The organism is Mucilaginibacter sp. (assembly GCF_025359345.1).
Taxonomy (GTDB): domain Bacteria; phylum Bacteroidota; class Bacteroidia; order Sphingobacteriales; family Sphingobacteriaceae; genus Mucilaginibacter.
In genome coordinates this window covers 30145-47673 of the sequence record NZ_JANYGQ010000035.1, presented here as the reverse complement: position 1 = coordinate 47673, position 17529 = coordinate 30145, and the positions used below count along the sequence as shown (strand labels likewise).

Here is a 17529-nt window from a genome sequence, read left to right as displayed (position 1 = left end):
AGACTAATTTTTATAATAATGATGGATTTGGTAATTCCGGATAAAGTACATGATGAAAGCAGGCAGGGTGAAGCTTTATTGTTGGAACCCAAAACTGAAAGCAATGGCCGGAAGCTTTATATTGAGAGCTATGGTTGCGCCATGAACTTTTCGGATAGCGAGATTGTCGCATCTATTTTAGCTGAAAAAGGTTTTGAAACAACGGCCGATTATAATGTGGCCGATGTAATATTTATAAATACTTGCTCGATCCGCGAAAATGCCGAACAACGCGTGCGTAATCGCCTGCGCGATTTCACCATAGCTAAGGTTAAAAACCCCGGCCTTGTGGTAGGTGTGCTTGGTTGCATGGCTGAACGTTTGAAATCGAAATTTTTAGAAGAAGAAAAACTGGTTGACGTGGTGGTTGGTCCGGATGCTTACCGCGACCTGCCAAACCTGATCGAACAGGTTGACGGCGGGCAGAAAGCGGTGAATGTGCTGCTGTCGCGTGAAGAAACTTATGCGGATATAAGCCCGGTACGCTTAAACAGCAACGGTATCAACGCTTTTGTATCGATAATGCGGGGTTGCGATAATATGTGTTCGTTTTGTGTGGTACCGTTTACCCGTGGGCGCGAACGCAGCCGCGATCCGCAATCGATAGTTGCCGAGTGTGCAGGTTTGTTTGATAGCGGTTACCGCGAGGTTACTTTGCTTGGGCAAAATGTGGACTCGTACAAGTGGAAACCCGAAAACAAACAGGAGCAGAAAACGGAAACCGAGAAACCAGTGTTAGGCATGGATTTACTGGACAAGGTGCTGGCATCGGGCGAGGATTTGAGCGTGATGTACAACCACACAGTTGAGGAAGGTGATGTTACTTTTGCCAATTTATTGGAAATGGTGGCGCTGATAAGCCCGGAATTGCGTGTGCGTTTTTCAACCTCGCACCCTAAAGATATTACCGACGATGTGTTGTACACCATTGCTAAATACGATAATATTTGCAACTATATCCACCTGCCCATACAATCGGGCAACAGCCGCGTGCTGAAGCTGATGAACCGTACCTATAATAGGGAATGGTACATGGACAGGGTAGCGGCCATCAACCGCATCATACCGAATTGTGCCATATCAACCGATATAATTACCGGTTTTTGCAGCGAAACAGAAGAAGAACACCAGGATACTTTAAGTATAATGGACCATGTTCAATTTTATTTTGCATATATGTTTATGTACTCGGAGCGTCCGGGCACGTTAGCCGCAAAACGATATGCTGACGATATACCAGATGCCATAAAAAAACGCCGTTTACAGGAAGTAGTTGCCAAACAACAGGAACATTCGCATGAGCGGTTGAAAAAGTTAGTCGGCACCACGCAGAGAGTACTAATAGAAGGTTTTTCAAAAAAATCGAACAAAGATTATTCGGGTCGGAGTGATCAGAATACAGTAGTAGTTTTCCCGGTGGGAGAGGGGTATAAGCCGGGGGAATATGTGGATGTACTAATAGAGCGATGCACGACGGCAACACTTATAGGTATGGCGCACAGCCCCCAAACCTCCGCTAACTAGCGGAGAGTTACGCCGTGGCGGATATCGTCGTGGTTTACAGCCAGGGGCTGTTAATGAGTTATAGATAGTATTAAAAATATCCTCCTCCCTTTAGGGGCAGGGGGCTTAAAACTCCCCCTTTAGGGGGTTGGGGGGCCAATGGAAATTCAAGAAATTAAACAACGCTTCGGCATCATAGGCAGTTCGCCTTTGTTGAACCGCGCGATAAATATAGCTAACCAGGTTGCACCAACTGATATTTCGGTTTTGATAACAGGCGAGAGCGGGAGTGGTAAGGAAGTGTTTTCGCACATCATTCACCAAATGAGTCCGCGTAAGCACGGGCCATTTATTGCGGTTAACTGTGGTGCCATACCCGAGGGAACTATCGACTCAGAATTGTTCGGGCACGAAAAGGGAGCCTATACCGGTGCAGTTGGCGAGCGTAAAGGTTACTTTGAAACCGTAAACGGCGGCACCATATTTTTAGATGAAATTGCGGAGATGCCACTGGGCACCCAGGCGCGCTTATTGCGGGTGCTGGAATCGGGGCAGTATATTAAAGTAGGATCATCAAAGGTTGAGAAAACCAATGTACGGGTAATAGCCGCCACCAACGTTGATGTATATGACGCTGTAAAAAATGGCAAGTTCCGCGAGGATTTATACTACCGCTTAAATACGGTGCCATTACGCATACCACCGCTACGCGACAGGAAAGAGGATGTTTACCTGCTGTTCCGCAAATTTACGTCAGACTTTACCGATAAATACCGCACTCCACCTATCCAGTTGGATGAGGAAGCGCAGCAAGTATTGATCAATTATTCGTGGCCGGGCAATGTGCGCCAGCTTAAAAATATGGCCGAACAACTGGCCGTGCTTGAACGCGACCGAGTCATCACCGCGCAAACTTTATTGGGCTATATCCCGATGGAAGTAAACGGCCGAAACCTACCTATGCGGGTCGACAACCAGCAGAAGGAAGATTTTTCGGAGCGTGATATTTTATATAAAGTGCTTTTTGATATGAAACGCGATATGGTTGAACTGAAAAAACTGGTCGCCGATATTATTGAGCATGGCGGGGTTTCTGTTAATCACGCAGCACATTCTCAAACTATCAACCAGTTGTATAGAGATATTGATTTGCCAAATGGACCCGAGTCGCAATTTACTTTGCAGCAGCCCGTTATTAGCAATAATAATAGCGCAAACCCTTATAATATAACCCAGGATGCCGAAGAGGTAGAGGAATCATTGTCCCTTATCGACAAGGAATCGGACCTGATAAGGAAAGCTTTGAAAAAACATAAGGGTAAGCGCAAACTTGCAGCTAACGAGCTGGGAATATCAGAAAGAACTTTGTACAGAAAAATAAAAGAACTAAATTTATAATTGATAATGAGAACTAAGGGGATTGCGTTAACACTTATTGGTTTTGTTTGGCTGTTGCAGGCATGTACTTATAAACTTAGTCTTAACGGGGCGTCGATACCGGCCAACTTGAAAACGTTAAGGGTTGAGTTTTTTGAGAATACCGCCCCCCTTGTTGTAAATACCTTAAGCCAGCAATTTACCGAGGCGTTAAAAGAACGTATCCGAAACACAACCAGCCTCAGCGTTGTTAATGGCGAAGCCGATGCGGTAATGTCGGGCACAATTACAGACTATAATATAGCGCCGGTATCGGTACAGGCAACCAACAATACAACAGCGCCCCTAGCCGATCAAACACGTTTAACCATAACGGTAAACGTAAAATATACCTATGATGCCGATAAAAAGCTTAGTTTTGAACAACAATTTACAAAATATAAAGATTTTAAAGGTGAGCTTGGTGCGCAGGAGCAGGCGCTGATACAGGATATTAATAAGCAGCTAACCGAAGATATTTTTAACAAGGCTTTTGCAAATTGGGAGTAATTCGTATTTTCAACAATCGTGGATCAAAATTATAATAACAGCCAGAACGAGTTTTTATGGACATTGTTGGCCCATCCGGCCGACGACGCCCAGCAGTATAACTATAATTTGCAACGGTTGGTTAATGATTTTCCGCAGAGCGGTATCTTACAGGCCCTGCTTGCCCATACCAGCGACCAAAAGAATTTAAAACAAGCGTCAGTTTATTTTAATTCAAAGGCACTTTATAAATTAATAAATGCCCCTGCATCATTAATAGGTGTGGCTGACGAGAAAATTATCGTTCAAAACGGTTCGCAGCCTTTAAACTACAACGGTCACCAGCAACATGATACAAACACGGGCAACGCCGAAAATTATTTTAGCGACCATAGCGCTGTTGAAACGCTGTCGGCTGCCGATGACTTGCCTGCAACCGAGCACGAAATTACGCATCCTGCAGTTGATGAATACCATGCAACAGATGTTGTGGAAACATTACACAGTCAACCTGTTGATGACCAGGTGGAATCCCACCTGGTTGAAGAGCCGGCAGCCCCATCACCCGAACATCACGAGATAGGCGAAAATGCTGTGGCAGAACTGTCTGCAGATTTAACTGAAGGACACGAAGCGGCACAGCTAGAAGAATTACCGCATGAAAATAGCGGGTATATTCATGATGCCACAACAAACGAAATTAAAGACGAAGCAGAACAAGAAGTTTCGATCGCGGAACCTATAATAAACTACGCTGCAGGCATGGGCCACAGGCTTCCGCCCGAACCGGTTGAAGCCGTTGAACTGCCAAATGCAGATCATCCGGATGCAGAACATTTGCCTCCGGTTCCCGAAGCTAGCGAGGTTACAGAACATCTTGAGCCAGATGTACACACAACGCCATTGTTTGAAGAACATTTGGTAGTTGACCCCGGTGCGCCCGAAGCACATACCCCACCACCAATCCCTGAAGAACATTGGAAAGTGGACGCGGCTGCTCCTGAAGAACATACCCCGCCGCCGATACCTGAAGAAGATTTAGCAGTTGATGTGGCTGCACCAGAAGCACACACCCCGCCACCAATCCCTGAAGAACGCCTGGTAGTTGAGGTTCCTGAAGCACATACGCCGCCGCCGGTTCCTGAAGAACATTTGGTAGTTGATGTTCCTGAAGCACATACCCCACCACCAGTCCCCGAAGAACATTTGGTAGTTGATGTTCCTGAAGCGCATACTCCACCGCCAATACCTGAAGAGCACCTGGTTGCTGACATTGTTGCTCCGGAAGAACATATGTCGCAACCGGCTCCTGAAGAGCATTGGGCAGTTGATGTAGCTGCCCCAGAAACACATACACCACCGTCGGTTCCTGATGAATACATACATGAAGAACATCAGCACGCGGTATCCGATTATGCTGCCGAACGGATAAAGGTAACAGAAGAACCCGTACAGCAATACCGGCCGTGGGATGAAACCGCTCCGGCAGAACATCATCAGCCTGAAATTAAAGAAGAGCCGGCACCCCAGGAAAGCCACCAGCCGGAGGTAAAACAGGAAGAGGTAAGCCACACCATTGATGATGAGGTTTACGACGAAATAGGCGGCATGGAACCTGATATTATTGGTAACATAGCGGGTACTGATTTTTTTATGTTCGACCGCGCTTTTGGGGAACATAAAAAACCGGAGCCAGTAAATGAGCCTGCCGCTACTACTGAACCTGTAAATGAATTGGCCGGCGATACGGACCAGCAGGACGTGTCAAAGTACCACGATGAAAAAATGCCTTACAGCTTTTTGTGGTGGCTTGATAAAACCCGCAAAGAGCATTCAGGTGTTTACCAGCCTTATACAGCACCGGAAGAAACAAGCACTGCCGGACCCCGGGCCAGGTTGAAAGCTGGTACCGATGAACTGCAACAGCAGTATTACGAAAATATTTTTCACATCACTTCAGTAGAGGAACTTGACAAAAGTTTGCCGCAACCTCCGTTTGCTGCACCGCCTGTATTTGAGCACAAGAAAAAAGAGCAGGTTATTATAGAACGCTTTATACAGGAAGAACCCCAGATAAGACCTCAAAGCAGTGATAAGCTGGACAATGAGAACAAGGCTAAGAAAAGTTCGGAAGACAGGGACGAATTGGTATCCGAAACACTGGCAGCCATTTACTCCGACCAGATGCTTTACCACAAGGCCATAGCATCATACAAAAAATTGATGTTGAGATTTCCGGAAAAAAGCCGTTACTTTGCGGCAAAGATTGAACAATTAGAAAAGAAAACCAATTAATTTAATATAAAATGTATTCATTATTGCTGATCATAGCGATCATTGTGTGTGTCCTTTTGGTGTTGATCGTGTTGATTCAAAATCCTAAAGGTGGTGGTTTGTCATCAAACTTCTCGAGTTCATCCCAGTTAATGGGAGTGCAAAAAACCGGCGACTTTTTAGAAAAAGGCACTTGGATTTTGGCTATCACCTTAATGGTATTATCACTTGCCATTAACGTTGCTGTAAAAGGCGGCGCCGATAAAGCCGACAGCTCGCAATCGAAAGGGCAGGCTGAAAAAGTATTAAAAACTGCACCGGTTAATAACGCACCGTCACAAACCTTACCAGGCCCGGTTACAACACCTGCACAAAAAACTAAATAAGGTTTATAAAATTATTAGTAAAGGCTTTGGATTTTTCCAGGGCCTTTTTAATTTAAAACCTACTGACATGATGGCATTGTGATGTTAAGCTATCATTAAAAATGAAAACTGCTCGCTGTTATAAGGTGACAATTTGAACACTAAGCATGCCAATTTTGAACTTTACGCCTGCTTGGCATAATTGATGTTGAACACAGGCAGAACTTAAATTACTATAAATTAATAATTGTATAACTATGTCATTAAACATTAAACCTATCGGAGACAGGGTAGTAGTGGAAGCTGCTCCGGCCGAAGAGAAAACTGCATCGGGAATTATCATCCCCGATACTGCAAAAGAAAAACCGCAGCGTGGAACTGTAGTTGCTGTTGGCGAAGGCAAAAAAGATGAGCCTTTAACCGTTAAAGTTGGTGACCAGGTTTTATATGGTAAATATGCCGGTACCGAAATCCCGTACGAAGGAAAAGAGTATTTAATTATGCGCGAATCTGATATTTACGCGGTATTATAATTATTGTAAAGTTGCAATGTTGAAAGGTTGTAAAGTTGCCTTCCGACATTGATTTTCATAACATTTCAACTTTACAACGTTCAAACATTCAAACAAAAATAAAATGGCAAAACAAGTCAAATATAATGTGGAAGCACGCGACGCCCTGAAAAGGGGTGTTGACATTTTAGCTAATGCAGTTAAAGTAACTTTAGGTCCTAAAGGCCGTCACGTAATTATCGATAAAAAATTCGGTTCACCGGCTATCACTAAAGATGGTGTTACGGTAGCTAAAGAAATTGAGTTGAAAGACCCGATTGAAAACATGGGTGCCCAAATGGTAAAAGAAGTTGCATCAAAAACTGCTGATATAGCAGGTGATGGTACTACTACTGCTACTGTTTTAGCCCAGGCTATTGTTACTGCAGGTATTAAAAACGTTGCTGCCGGTGCAAATCCAATGGATTTGAAACGCGGTATTGACAAAGCTGTTGCAGCTGTTGTTGAAAACTTAAGAGCACAGTCGAAAACTATCGGCGAGGACAACAACAAAATTAAACAAGTTGCTTCAATTTCTGCTAATAACGACGAGGTGATCGGTGCGTTAATAGCTGAAGCAATGGAAAAAGTTGGTAAAGACGGTGTTATTACTGTTGAAGAAGCTAAAGGAACTGAAACTGAAGTTAAAACTGTAGAAGGTATGCAGTTTGACCGAGGTTACCTTTCTCCATACTTTGTAACCAACGCTGATAAAATGGAAGTAGAGTTGGAAAACCCTTACATCCTTATCTACGACAAAAAGATTTCTTCGATGAAGGAATTGTTGCCGGTACTTGAAAAACAAGTTCAAACAGGCAGGCCTTTATTAATTATTGCTGAAGATCTTGACGGTGAAGCATTAGCTACTTTGGTAGTTAACAAAATCCGCGGCTCACTGAAAGTTGCCGCTGTTAAAGCGCCAGGTTTTGGCGATCGCCGTAAAGCAATGCTGGAAGATATCGCTATCCTTACCGGTGGTACCGTAATTTCTGAAGAAAGAGGCTACAAATTAGAGAATGCTGATCTTACCTATTTAGGTACAGCTGAGAAGATTGTTGTTGATAAAGACAATACTACTGTTATCAATGGCGCTGGCCAGGCTGAAGAGATCAAATCTCGTGTAAGCCAGATCAAAGCTCAGATTGAAACCACTACTTCTGATTACGATAAAGAAAAATTACAGGAGCGTTTAGCCAAATTATCAGGCGGTGTTGCTGTATTATATATCGGTGCAGCTTCTGAAGTTGAAATGAAGGAAAAGAAAGACCGTGTTGACGATGCTTTACATGCAACCCGTGCGGCTGTTGAAGAAGGTATTGTTGCAGGTGGTGGTGTAGCATTCATCCGTGCAGTAGCATCGTTGGCCGACCTTAAAGGCGCTAACGAAGACGAAAACACAGGCATCCAGATCATCCGTCGTGCAATTGAAGAGCCATTACGCCAGATCTGCGAAAACGCAGGTATCGAAGGTTCTATCGTTGTACAGAAAGTAAAAGAAGGCAAAGACGATTTCGGTTACAATGCACGTACCGACAAATACGAAAATTTAATTGGAGCCGGTGTTATCGATCCAACTAAAGTAGGTCGTGTAGCATTAGAGAACGCAGCTTCAATTGCATCGATGTTGTTAACAACAGAGTGTGTATTGGCTGATGATCCGGATGATGCTCCTGCTGGTGGTCCCCCAATGGGCGGCGGCGGCATGGGCGGCATGATGTAATCGTGAAGCCCTGAGCCAAAAGTCTTAAGTCTGAAGTCTGAAGGTCATTAATTTTGACTTTTGACTTTAGACTAATGACTCAAGACTAATAAAAAACCCTTGTCTGCTTTAGTGGACAAGGGTTTTGTTTTTGAAACACCCCGTTTCGTCATAGCAAGGTAAACGAACGGTCATTTGTTAATCAAATGATTGATTAAGTAAAAATTAGGTTACAATTAGCAGTATTTTTGGGTGTTAAATAGAGAGCCACAGTTTAGGCACAGCATTTGAATACACAACAATACTATGAAAAATATAACAGAAGCAGCCAGATTTATCCAGAGCCAATTGGTCGACTGGGTACTAATAAAAGGCCCCGAGCTTTTCATAACCATCTACGGTAAGTAATAAATTGTTATTTTTGCGCCCGTTATGCATGCGAGGCTTCAAAAATACTACGACCTGGTTTACGACTGGGTCCTAATCAACGGCACAAGGTTTATTGCGGGTTTTATAGTATTGTTTATAGGCTATAGGCTATAGGCTTATCAGGTTCTTTCGCACCCGGGTACGTGTCCGGATGAGTAAAAGAGAAGTCCACTCATCATTACAGCCCTTCTTTTTCAGTCTTGTAATTACTTCTCTCTATATAGCCCTTATTTTATTGGTGTTTTCTATTCTTGGGTACCCGTTAAGCGTATTCTCCACCATAATCGGTTCGTTTGTTGTTGCGGCAGGTTTGGCACTATCGGGCACGTTTCAAAACTTTGCCGGTGGCGTACTTATACTGTTATTAAAGCCGTTCGACGTAGATGATAGCATTGTAGCGCAGGGGCAGGAGGGAAAGGTAACATCCATACAAATATTCTATACCGTATTGCTTACTGCGGATAATCGAACAGTTATCATCCCGAATGGAAAGCTGTTTAACGAAGTAATTGTAAACGTAACCCGCGAGGGTAAGCGGCGTTTGGACTTTGATGTAAGGTTGGGTTATGCCGCTGATATTGATAAGGCCAAACAAATAATGCTGGATGCCGTAAAATCGACCAAAAATGTGTTAACCACACCGGCAATTAGAGTTGGCCTCGTAGGGCTTGATACCGACTGTATACGGATAACCGTAAACGTTTGGGTTGAACCAGCTAACTTTTTAGATGTTAAGATAGCTCTGATGGAGACGATCATTAAGAACCTGGGCGCTGCAGGCATTAATTTCCCGAAGCCGGGTTAAGTTAAGATATAAAATTTTGTCATTGCGAGGAACAAAGCAACCGCGAACTATGCAAGTCCGCCTTGCATCGTTCGCGATTGCCGCGCTCGTTCCTCGCTCGCAATGACAAAATTTTGAATTGTCCCTCAAATCTTCTGCCGCGCTTTCAATTCCAAATACCGGTTGATGGTATTAATCGTCAAATTTTGCGGAGTAGTTAATATCGATTGAATATTATATTTCGCCAGTTCTTTGACAATCAGCTTTTTATCGTAAGCAAATTTTTCGGCGATGGTTTTTATGTAGATGCCTTCAACGTCGTCCGCAGTGGTTTCGCTGACTTTTTTGAGTTCGGTATTTTCAAAAAATACGACCAGTAAAAGATGGAAACGTGCTATCCGTTTTAAAAACGGCAGTTGCCGCTGCAGTGCATACATACTTTCGTAATTGGTGAAGAAGACCACCAGGCTTCGCTGTTTCACCACGTTGCGAATGGTGGCGTATAACAACTCCATATTAGTTTCGAGGTAGCGTGTTTTCTCTTTGTACAACACCTCTAATATCTTGTTTATCTGTGTTGGCCGCCTGTCTGCCGGCACTACCGCGCCAATTTTTTCGGCAACAGTGATCAGGCCGGCTTTATCTTCTTTTAACAGCGCCACATTCGAAAGCACTAAACTGGCATTAATGGCATAATCCAAAAGGCTCATCCCTTCAAATGGCATCTTCATCGCCCTCGATTTATCAATTACACAATAAACCTGTTGCGATTTTTCGTCGATGTACGAGTTGGTCATCAGGCTTCCATGCCTTGCAGTGGCTTTCCAGTTTATGGTGCGGTAGTCGTCGCCCTGCACATAACTTTTTACCTGTTCAAATTCAAGGCTATGGCCGAGTCGCCGTATCTTTTTTATGCCTATTTCGGACAGGTTGTTTGATATGGCCATCAGCTCATATTTGCGCATCTGCAAAAACGAAGGGTAAACGGCCAGCGTTTCGCCCTGGCTAAAATTATAGCGTCGCCTAACTAGTCCTAACGCCGAGGTTACAAATACCCTGATATAGCCAAACTCGTATTCGCCGCGGCGGGTTGGGCGCAGGCTGTAACTGATAAGTTTACGCTGCCTCGGTTTTAAAGCCGTTTTAAACCAGATATCGCGCTTTTGAAATTGGAAAGGTATCTCGTCAATTATTCCGATACTAACGTTAAATGGGTACCAGTTTTCAATATAAATACCCAACTCATTCTCATCGCTATTGCTTAAACGCTCGGGTGCATGGCGTTTGGCAAACACACCTTTTTGTGTGCCATAAAGCATCGCTAGGTCTGTAATAAAAAGTAAAGTGAGCGTTAAAAATAGCAGTAAAGGTATCGTCTCCATCCAAGGAAAAAAGAAAGCAAGCATAAACAGCGCTGCATTGCAACCAAGCGCCATGAAAATGCGCCCGGTAAAAAATAAATCCGTATAAAACAGCCTGAAAACTTTTTTCACTTAGTATCTTTCTTAAAACTACTCACCATTCTCTACTCACCACTCACCATTCTACCGTGGCACTTCTATTTTGTGTATAATTTGCCCAATAACATCATCCGGTGTTATGCCCTCCATTTCCTTGTCAGGCGTAAGCATTATGCGGTGCCTTAACACCGGGGCGGCCACGTAGGTAATATCGTCAGGGGTAACAAAATCGCGGCCTTTAATGGCAGCTATGGCTTTGGCTGCATTTACGATTGCCAGCGACGCGCGCGGCGAGCCACCAAGGTACAGCGATTTGTTATTGCGGCTTTCGTGAACTATCTGCGCAACGTATACCACCAGTTTGTCTTCCACATGGAGATTCTTTACTACCTGCCTGAGTGTAACTATTTCGTGCGCCGAAAGCACCGGTTTTACGTGACCTAACTGATCGGCAGTTTTTTGATTGTGTTGTTGTGTTATTATGGCTATCTCTTCATCAAGGGTTGGATATTTTACTTCAATCTTAAACAGGAAACGGTCAAGCTGAGCTTCAGGCAAACGGTAAGTGCCTTCGTGCTCAACAGGGTTTTGGGTGGCCAGTACAATAAACGGTTCGTCCATTTTGTAAGCGATGCCATCCATGGTAAGTTGCCGCTCCTCCATCACCTCAAATAAAGCCGATTGTGTTTTCGCCGGCGCCCGGTTAATCTCGTCAATCAATATAATGTTGCCGAATATGGGCCCGTGTTTAAACTCAAATTCAGTAGTCTTCGGATTAAAAACTGACGTGCCCAGAATATCCGATGGCATCAAATCGGGCGTAAACTGTATCCTGGAGTATTTGGCGTCTATCGACTTTGCAATCAACTTAGCAGTTAAAGTTTTGGCAACGCCCGGCACACCTTCAATCAACACATGTCCGTCGGCAAGTATACCCGCAATAAGCAGGTCGATACTGTCATGCTGCCCCACAATTATGGTGGATAAAGTGGCTTTTATCTGTTCAACAGCGCGGCTTAGTCCGCTAAGGTCTGTTCGCTGCTCAAATATTTCGTCTTCCATATATTTACCTGGCTTGGTTATAAATTTGTTCAATCAGTTTATTTAGTTCAATCAGTTCGGTGTCGGTTACCTGCTCCTGTACGCTTATATAGCTGATATAATTTACCAAATCGTTGGCAGCATTGCGGGAAATTCCCAGCTTGCCTATAATTTTTTCAGTAAATTCTTCATCAAGTTTATTGGTTTTTACCTGGTGCTCATCGCGCAGCCAGGTTAAAAAATAAAGCACCTTTTTTTGGGCGATGTTGGCATTATTCCGCTTTTCGTAATATACCCGCCCCACAACGTTCACAAACTCAAGCGATGAGTTTTTTAGAGGCTCAATTACAGGTATAATGCGCTGCCTGCGCTTAATATCATATAACACAAATAGAAGCAGGCTAAACAAGGCGATGTAGTAGGCCCATTGTAACGAGGGATTGCCCAAAAATAATCGCATCGGCGATTCATCACCTAAATCGCCCTGGGTGTAATATTCGTCCAGCGCTATGTTTTTGGTGTTTTTTACAAAGGATAACATTTTGGCAGCATATTCTGAAGCATCCTTGTTAAGCATACTATAGTTGCCGAAAAATTTCGGGGTGCTGCACAGGTACAAGTTTCCTTTGCCAAAGGTGTACTTGACAAAGTTGGCTTTGCCGTCGCTGTTTTGGCTTATAACTGTTGCCTGTGCGGTGTCAATTTGTGAGAAAAAGGTAGTTGCAATGTCTTTGGCAATCCGTACACCTTTTCGCGTTTTAAGATGCGGGCTTAAAAAGTTAACCTCGGCAAATGAATCGAACGATTTAAAAATTTGCTTTGTTTCAATATTCAGGTTTTTAGTAAGCGGGCCGCCGAAATAATCTGCGGCAATAAAAACATCATTGCCTTTTTCTACATATTTTTTTAACTGGTTATAATCAGTTTTAGAGAGCTGTACACCCGGGCAAATTATTATGTATGATGTATTTGCAATGGAGTCTTCGGCAATAACGTTGTAAACCGGTTGACGGTAGGTAGTCACTTTAGCGCCAGGGAAAACGTCGGTAAGCTGTTTCGACAGGATGTAGGTGCCAAACGGTATTTTACTTTTACTGCTCAATGTCTCGGTCCAGTCAACCGCTTTGGGGCGGTTAAACTGCGCGGTGAGGTAAATGGCCAGTATAACAGCTCCGGCAATAAGATATATTCTCAGACTTTTCATGGCAGTTGCTTTTTAAAGTCCGTGAAAAGCATATCTATATTGGTATATGCCTGTTTATTAATAGCGAAGTTTCCGTACCACACGAATTCAAACTGGCGCGTAAGCAAACCGAATACCCGCTTTTGCTCCGGGGCTGTCAGCTCCGAAATATAGGCTGTGTTTGTTTTATCGGGTTGCCATTGTATCAAGTCTTTATCACTAAGCTGTTTCAGGCATTTTAAATATAACAGGCGCACTGCAAGCCTGAAATTGTGCTGCGCTACCGCCCGTTCAATTTCGGCGTCGAAATCAATTCCATGGATATCCTCCAGCGATTCGCTGTACGGAACCGCAATTTTAGCCGCTTCCCCACGCCAAAAGGTAATCGGATCAATCCCAAGCGATTTGAATATGACGAAAGCTAAAAACGCGACGGCTAAAACAGCGAAAAAGTACTTCAGAGCCGTACCGCTAAATGGAATACTGTTAAACAGGCGGCCAATTTGATACCATACCCAGTCCCAAAACCTCGTCCAAAGCGAGGGCTTTCCTATACTTTGTCCGCTATAATCAAAATCTTTGTCTGCTTTGTATTTATCAAGTGCTTTTTGGTCAAAGTGTCGGGCGCCGATTTTTGACGTATCAGTAATTACTTTTAAGGGTATCTTTTTTGCTGCCGCGAAACCAGTGCCGCAAAACATAACCATAAACAGTACCAAAAAAGCCAGCGATAACCTTTGCATTGCCTAATATTCTTCAGTTGGTAAATTTGAGTTGTCAGCTGCGCCGGTGCCGAATTTTTCAATACGCTCAAGCAAGCCCAGCCCGTCTTTTTGCTCGGCTAAGCTAAAATAACAGAGGCAGATGGCAATACCCGGCAGGGCATAGCCAAGCATTAAAATATTACGGAGCGCACTAAAGAAAATGATCAGGGGCGTTGTAATATTTTTAAGCGACACAAGCGTGCTGCTCATGCTGATAATGGTTATAGGGTATTGAGCGAATGAATTGGCAATACCCACTATCATGCCCATTACAAATATAACCCCGAAGGTTGACCACCAGTTTTCCTTGATTATTCGGAATGCTTTGTTAAAGGCGTAGCTAAACGACGAATTTTCAATAACCATTATCGGTATGATTAGGTAAAAAATCGGGAATACATAAAATCCCGGTATAACACAAAGGAGGAACCCTATGACCGACATAATTGCAATTAGAATAGTGCTGCCAAATACCCTAAAAAAGTAGTATTTAAAATAACCCCATACCTCTGCAAACGTCGGCTTTACATTGCCCTTTTGAAGGTAGACCGAAATATAACAAAGCGTAACCAGGTGTATGCAGGCCTGCGCTGCAATCAACGAGAACATACTGATAACGAAACTGATGATATAGTCGTATTGCCCGCCCTGTATGTTTTGGAAGCGACCGGTAAACATCGACGACATTTTAAGGTAGGCAAAGGCAGTAGTAATGGTACCAAGCACCAAAAAAAAGCCGCAGATAATAAACAGCGATTTAAATAATGGCTTAAAATTTTCTTTTAAAAAAGTAAAACTGTCGTTAATAACCTGGCCAAAGTCTCGTACTCGCCTTAGTTCAATAGGTTGTTTCATTTATAGTCAGGTTATTGCGATTTAATTTTCGGTTAAGGTTTGCCGGGTACAATATAACATACCAAATTATAAATACCAGCGAGCATGTTAAAATGGTTACACTTTGCCAAATAGCCATTTCTGTGTGGCGTGTTACAAAGCCCTCGAAAAAAGCTGCGATAATAAATATGGGGACAATGCCGATAGCGATTTTAAGGCCGTCTTTGGCGCCGTTTTTAAGTGACGCGATGCGTGTGTAAGTTCGGGGAAACAGAAGGCTGTTTCCAACGATAAGTCCCGCCCCGCCCGCTATTATGATTGCGGATATTTCGAGTGTGCCGTGCAGCCATATTATCATTATAGATTTTAAGCCCAGGCCCTTGCTGAAGAAATAATATTGAAACGAGCCTAACATTACGCCGTTCATCAACAATTGGTATATGCTGCCCACTGACAGAAATATACCCATCACGAAAATCATCAACTCGACCTTAATATTGTTTGCCGCTATAAATAAAAACATTAAAAAGGAGCCTTCCTGCTTATAAACGCCGAATGGGTCGCCTTTGGCAATGTTTTCGTTTGTCATATTCACATAATCATCGCCCATTATCAGGCGCACAAAGGTGTTATCGTATTTTGCTGATAGCGCACCCATCAGGCAGAAAACAAGGAAAAACAGGAGTGAGTAAAGCAGCGGCCTGCGGTGTTTATAAAATATCAGCGGCAGTTCGTATCTCCAGAAAGTAATAAAACGGTTGGTTTTCTCTTTTTTGTTTTTGTAGATAGATTGGTGAAAGGCAGCGGCCAGCCCATTCAAATATTTTGTTGTGTTTGATTTTGGGTAAAATGTTTTGGCGTAAGCCAAGTCGTCGGTAATGCTTATAAACGATTCCGCAAGCTCATCCGGGCTTGTCGCCTTTGAATTTTCATAATCTTTCCACCTTTGCGTGTTTTGTTTTATAAACAAGGCTTCGCGCATTTTCTAAATTATATTTTTTGTTTAATGTAATACAAATTTTTAATCCGCAAACAATTTATAAATAACAATTTTATATTTGTTACACGATGGAAATAATTACAGTACACACCGCCCAGAATATTGATATAGACTACGAAATTGGCGGCCTGGGCGAGCGAATATTGGCCCGGTTACTGGATTATGCCGTGTTTATTCCATTTGTTATTGCTGCTATGTTTATTGTTCCCGCTGTCACAGAATATGCATCGGCTGTATACGCCATAGTTATGGTAGTTTTATTTGTGTTTTACGATTTGTTGTGCGAAGCTTTTTTTAACGGGCAGAGCGTAGGCAAATTGGTTATGAAAATACGGGTGATAAGTCTCGACGGGGCGCGCCCTAAGTTTAGCCAGTATTTATTACGCTGGTTATTCAGGATGGTTGACTTTGGCATTACCGGCGGTTTAGGGGCCTTGATTACCGCTGCGATGAGTGAAAATGGCCAGCGTATTGGTGATATTGTTGCCGGCACAGTTATGGTACGCACCGAGCCCCGCACCAAAATGAACAACATTGTTTTTAATAATACCGAAAGCACCTACCAACCTGTATTTAGCCAGGCGGGTGAATTAAACGATGGAGATATTGCTTTAATACACGATGTAATTGCCAATTATTTTAAAACCGGCAACAATAGTATTGTTTTCGCCATGGCCGAAAAGGTTAAGGCCCATCTTACCATAACGCCGCCTGAAAGGATGAACAGCCTCGTGTTTTTACAAACTATTATAAAAGACTACAGTCATATTTCGGCTCAGGCAGATGCTTTGTAGTGGCTGAATAATCCCCACATCTTTATACAGTAGCTGGTCAGGATAATACCACCGACAATCATAAAAAGCGTTTTTTTTACAACGTTTTTTGAGTTGTCGAGCTTGAAGTATTTATCAAAAATAAGATAGATAGACAATGAAATAAGCGGAATGGCTGCCGGGTATAGATCAACGCTTTTATGAAAATCGCCGTGGATAAGTGCAACCATTGAGCGTTGAAAGCCGCAGCCAGGGCAATCAAGGCCGGTTAAATACTTGAATGGGCAGGGTATTAAATGATTTTGCAGCCAGTTAATAAAGTTTAACTGGCTGCAAAACACTTGTATAATATCAACTTTTAGTAGCACTAAGCTTGCGGTGGCGGCGGGTTATTACTAAAAGGGTCCTGGTAATTATTATTGGCATTAGGATTATTGAATGGGTCACGTGGTCTCAACCCACCTGCTTCTGCCGCCGAGGGGCCCAGGTATTGGTAATTGCCAAAACCAAGTATCGGCCAGAAGATAAAACCCAATAATATCAGCCCAATGGTAAATCCCTCACTTTGACCATAGCTTTTGCTCATCAGATTTATAGTCCATATCATGAATATGATGTTAACGCACGGTATGAAAAACAAAATTATCCACCAGATTGGTTTGCCCACAATTTCAAGCATTACAATCCACGTATAAATCGGGATTATTGCCGCCCATCCTGGTTTGCCGGCTTTTTCATAAACTTTCCATTTACCGACAATGGTGATAACAGCAACAATAAGAATTGGAATTAAAGCGGCCAGGATCACTGCCACAATTACACCAACAAAGCCGCTCGGACTTGAATCTAAATCGTAATTTTGCATAGTTTTAGGTTTATAAGTGAGTTAATAATTATATGCAAAATATAAAAATTAATTGTAAAA

17 protein-coding genes are annotated in these 17529 nt (G+C 43.1%); 9 read left to right on the top strand and 8 right to left on the bottom strand.

The window, feature by feature from the left end; genetic code table 11:
- Window positions 1-18 precede the first annotated feature (18 nt).
- From Q0R52_RS24770 to Q0R52_RS24735, 8 genes are all read left to right on the top strand, one after another.
- A complete protein-coding gene (locus Q0R52_RS24770; protein ID WP_295800050.1) occupies window positions 19-1563 on the top strand; it encodes a MiaB/RimO family radical SAM methylthiotransferase in 1545 nt (514 codons plus the stop codon).
- 138 nt (window positions 1564-1701) lie between these two features.
- Window positions 1702-2940 (top strand): sigma-54 dependent transcriptional regulator, encoded by a 1239-nt coding sequence (locus Q0R52_RS24765; RefSeq protein WP_295800048.1) that lies wholly within the window; start codon window positions 1702-1704, stop codon window positions 2938-2940.
- A 6-nt stretch (window positions 2941-2946) separates the two neighbouring features.
- Window positions 2947-3468, top strand: coding sequence for an LptE family protein (locus Q0R52_RS24760; RefSeq protein ID WP_252788623.1), 522 nt, complete (start codon window positions 2947-2949; stop codon window positions 3466-3468).
- 18 nt (window positions 3469-3486) lie between these two features.
- Window positions 3487-5742 carry a hypothetical protein gene (locus Q0R52_RS24755; RefSeq protein ID WP_295800043.1) on the top strand — a complete coding sequence of 752 codons (2256 nt, stop codon included), beginning with the start codon at window positions 3487-3489 and terminating at the stop codon, window positions 5740-5742.
- A gap of 11 nt (window positions 5743-5753) precedes the next feature.
- Complete coding sequence (gene secG / locus Q0R52_RS24750) at window positions 5754-6107, top strand: preprotein translocase subunit SecG (protein ID WP_252788621.1); 354 nt, start codon at window positions 5754-5756, stop codon at window positions 6105-6107.
- A 236-nt stretch (window positions 6108-6343) separates the two neighbouring features.
- On the top strand, window positions 6344-6619 hold the full coding sequence (locus Q0R52_RS24745; protein ID WP_252788620.1) for a co-chaperone GroES: 276 nt from the start codon (window positions 6344-6346) through the stop codon (window positions 6617-6619).
- A 103-nt stretch (window positions 6620-6722) separates the two neighbouring features.
- A complete protein-coding gene (gene groL, locus Q0R52_RS24740; RefSeq protein WP_252788619.1) occupies window positions 6723-8357 on the top strand; it encodes a chaperonin GroEL in 1635 nt (544 codons plus the stop codon).
- A 559-nt stretch (window positions 8358-8916) separates the two neighbouring features.
- The gene (locus Q0R52_RS24735) at window positions 8917-9570 is read left to right on the top strand and encodes a mechanosensitive ion channel domain-containing protein (protein WP_295800038.1); all 654 of its coding nucleotides are present in this window, start codon (window positions 8917-8919) and stop codon (window positions 9568-9570) included.
- 125 nt (window positions 9571-9695) lie between these two features.
- On the opposite strand, the gene Q0R52_RS24730 is transcribed toward Q0R52_RS24735, so the two are convergent.
- Genes Q0R52_RS24730 through Q0R52_RS24705 form a run of 6 tightly spaced genes read right to left on the bottom strand, consistent with a single transcriptional unit; the run spans window position 9696 to window position 15813 of the window.
- Window positions 9696-11042: a DUF58 domain-containing protein gene (locus Q0R52_RS24730; protein ID WP_295800035.1), complete on the bottom strand. Its 1347-nt coding sequence runs from the start codon at window positions 11040-11042 to the stop codon at window positions 9696-9698.
- A gap of 51 nt (window positions 11043-11093) precedes the next feature.
- Window positions 11094-12071: a MoxR family ATPase gene (locus Q0R52_RS24725; protein WP_295800483.1), complete on the bottom strand. Its 978-nt coding sequence runs from the start codon at window positions 12069-12071 to the stop codon at window positions 11094-11096.
- Between the two features lie 4 nt (window positions 12072-12075).
- Window positions 12076-13254: a DUF4350 domain-containing protein gene (locus Q0R52_RS24720; protein ID WP_295800032.1), complete on the bottom strand. Its 1179-nt coding sequence runs from the start codon at window positions 13252-13254 to the stop codon at window positions 12076-12078.
- Window positions 13251-13976 carry a DUF4129 domain-containing protein gene (locus Q0R52_RS24715; RefSeq protein WP_295800027.1) on the bottom strand — a complete coding sequence of 242 codons (726 nt, stop codon included), beginning with the start codon at window positions 13974-13976 and terminating at the stop codon, window positions 13251-13253. Before Q0R52_RS24715 ends, Q0R52_RS24720 begins: the two co-directional genes overlap by 4 nt.
- A gap of 3 nt (window positions 13977-13979) precedes the next feature.
- The gene (locus tag Q0R52_RS24710) at window positions 13980-14852 is read right to left on the bottom strand and encodes a hypothetical protein (protein ID WP_295800024.1); all 873 of its coding nucleotides are present in this window, start codon (window positions 14850-14852) and stop codon (window positions 13980-13982) included.
- On the bottom strand, window positions 14836-15813 hold the full coding sequence (locus Q0R52_RS24705; protein WP_295800020.1) for a stage II sporulation protein M: 978 nt from the start codon (window positions 15811-15813) through the stop codon (window positions 14836-14838). Before Q0R52_RS24705 ends, Q0R52_RS24710 begins: the two co-directional genes overlap by 17 nt.
- A gap of 86 nt (window positions 15814-15899) precedes the next feature.
- Here Q0R52_RS24705 and Q0R52_RS24700 point away from each other — a divergent pair, with 86 nt between their 5' ends.
- Entirely contained in the window at window positions 15900-16625 is a 726-nt protein-coding gene (locus Q0R52_RS24700; protein WP_295800016.1) for an RDD family protein, read from the top strand.
- Here the strand turns inward: Q0R52_RS24700 and Q0R52_RS24695 are convergent.
- Together Q0R52_RS24695 and Q0R52_RS24690 are read right to left on the bottom strand one after the other, a co-directional pair.
- Complete coding sequence (locus Q0R52_RS24695) at window positions 16607-16972, bottom strand: DUF2752 domain-containing protein (protein WP_295800014.1); 366 nt, start codon at window positions 16970-16972, stop codon at window positions 16607-16609. The two genes, Q0R52_RS24700 and Q0R52_RS24695, sit on opposite strands and share 19 nt — an antisense overlap.
- The gene (locus Q0R52_RS24690; RefSeq protein ID WP_295800012.1) at window positions 16972-17469 is read right to left on the bottom strand and encodes a DUF5684 domain-containing protein; all 498 of its coding nucleotides are present in this window, start codon (window positions 17467-17469) and stop codon (window positions 16972-16974) included. Before Q0R52_RS24690 ends, Q0R52_RS24695 begins: the two co-directional genes overlap by 1 nt.
- Window positions 17470-17529 lie beyond the last annotated feature (60 nt).

Bases quoted from the DNA above. Each gene is read 5' to 3' on its own strand.
- Q0R52_RS24715 (WP_295800027.1), bottom strand. From the start codon at position 13,976: ATGCAAAGGTTATCGCTGGCTTTTTTGGTACTGTTTATGGTTATGTTT.
- Q0R52_RS24770 (WP_295800050.1), top strand. From the start codon at position 19: ATGATGGATTTGGTAATTCCGGATAAAGTACATGATGAAAGCAGGCAG.
- Q0R52_RS24725 (WP_295800483.1), bottom strand. From the start codon at position 12,071: ATGGAAGACGAAATATTTGAGCAGCGAACAGACCTTAGCGGACTAAGC.
- Q0R52_RS24760 (WP_252788623.1), top strand. From the start codon at position 2,947: ATGAGAACTAAGGGGATTGCGTTAACACTTATTGGTTTTGTTTGGCTG.
- Q0R52_RS24745 (WP_252788620.1), top strand. From the start codon at position 6,344: ATGTCATTAAACATTAAACCTATCGGAGACAGGGTAGTAGTGGAAGCT.
- Q0R52_RS24765 (WP_295800048.1), top strand. From the start codon at position 1,702: ATGGAAATTCAAGAAATTAAACAACGCTTCGGCATCATAGGCAGTTCG.
- Q0R52_RS24700 (WP_295800016.1), top strand. From the start codon at position 15,900: ATGGAAATAATTACAGTACACACCGCCCAGAATATTGATATAGACTAC.
- secG (WP_252788621.1), top strand. From the start codon at position 5,754: ATGTATTCATTATTGCTGATCATAGCGATCATTGTGTGTGTCCTTTTG.
- Q0R52_RS24710 (WP_295800024.1), bottom strand. From the start codon at position 14,852: ATGAAACAACCTATTGAACTAAGGCGAGTACGAGACTTTGGCCAGGTT.
- groL (WP_252788619.1), top strand. From the start codon at position 6,723: ATGGCAAAACAAGTCAAATATAATGTGGAAGCACGCGACGCCCTGAAA.
- Q0R52_RS24690 (WP_295800012.1), bottom strand. From the start codon at position 17,469: ATGCAAAATTACGATTTAGATTCAAGTCCGAGCGGCTTTGTTGGTGTA.
- Q0R52_RS24705 (WP_295800020.1), bottom strand. From the start codon at position 15,813: ATGCGCGAAGCCTTGTTTATAAAACAAAACACGCAAAGGTGGAAAGAT.
- Q0R52_RS24720 (WP_295800032.1), bottom strand. From the start codon at position 13,254: ATGAAAAGTCTGAGAATATATCTTATTGCCGGAGCTGTTATACTGGCC.
- Q0R52_RS24735 (WP_295800038.1), top strand. From the start codon at position 8,917: ATGAGTAAAAGAGAAGTCCACTCATCATTACAGCCCTTCTTTTTCAGT.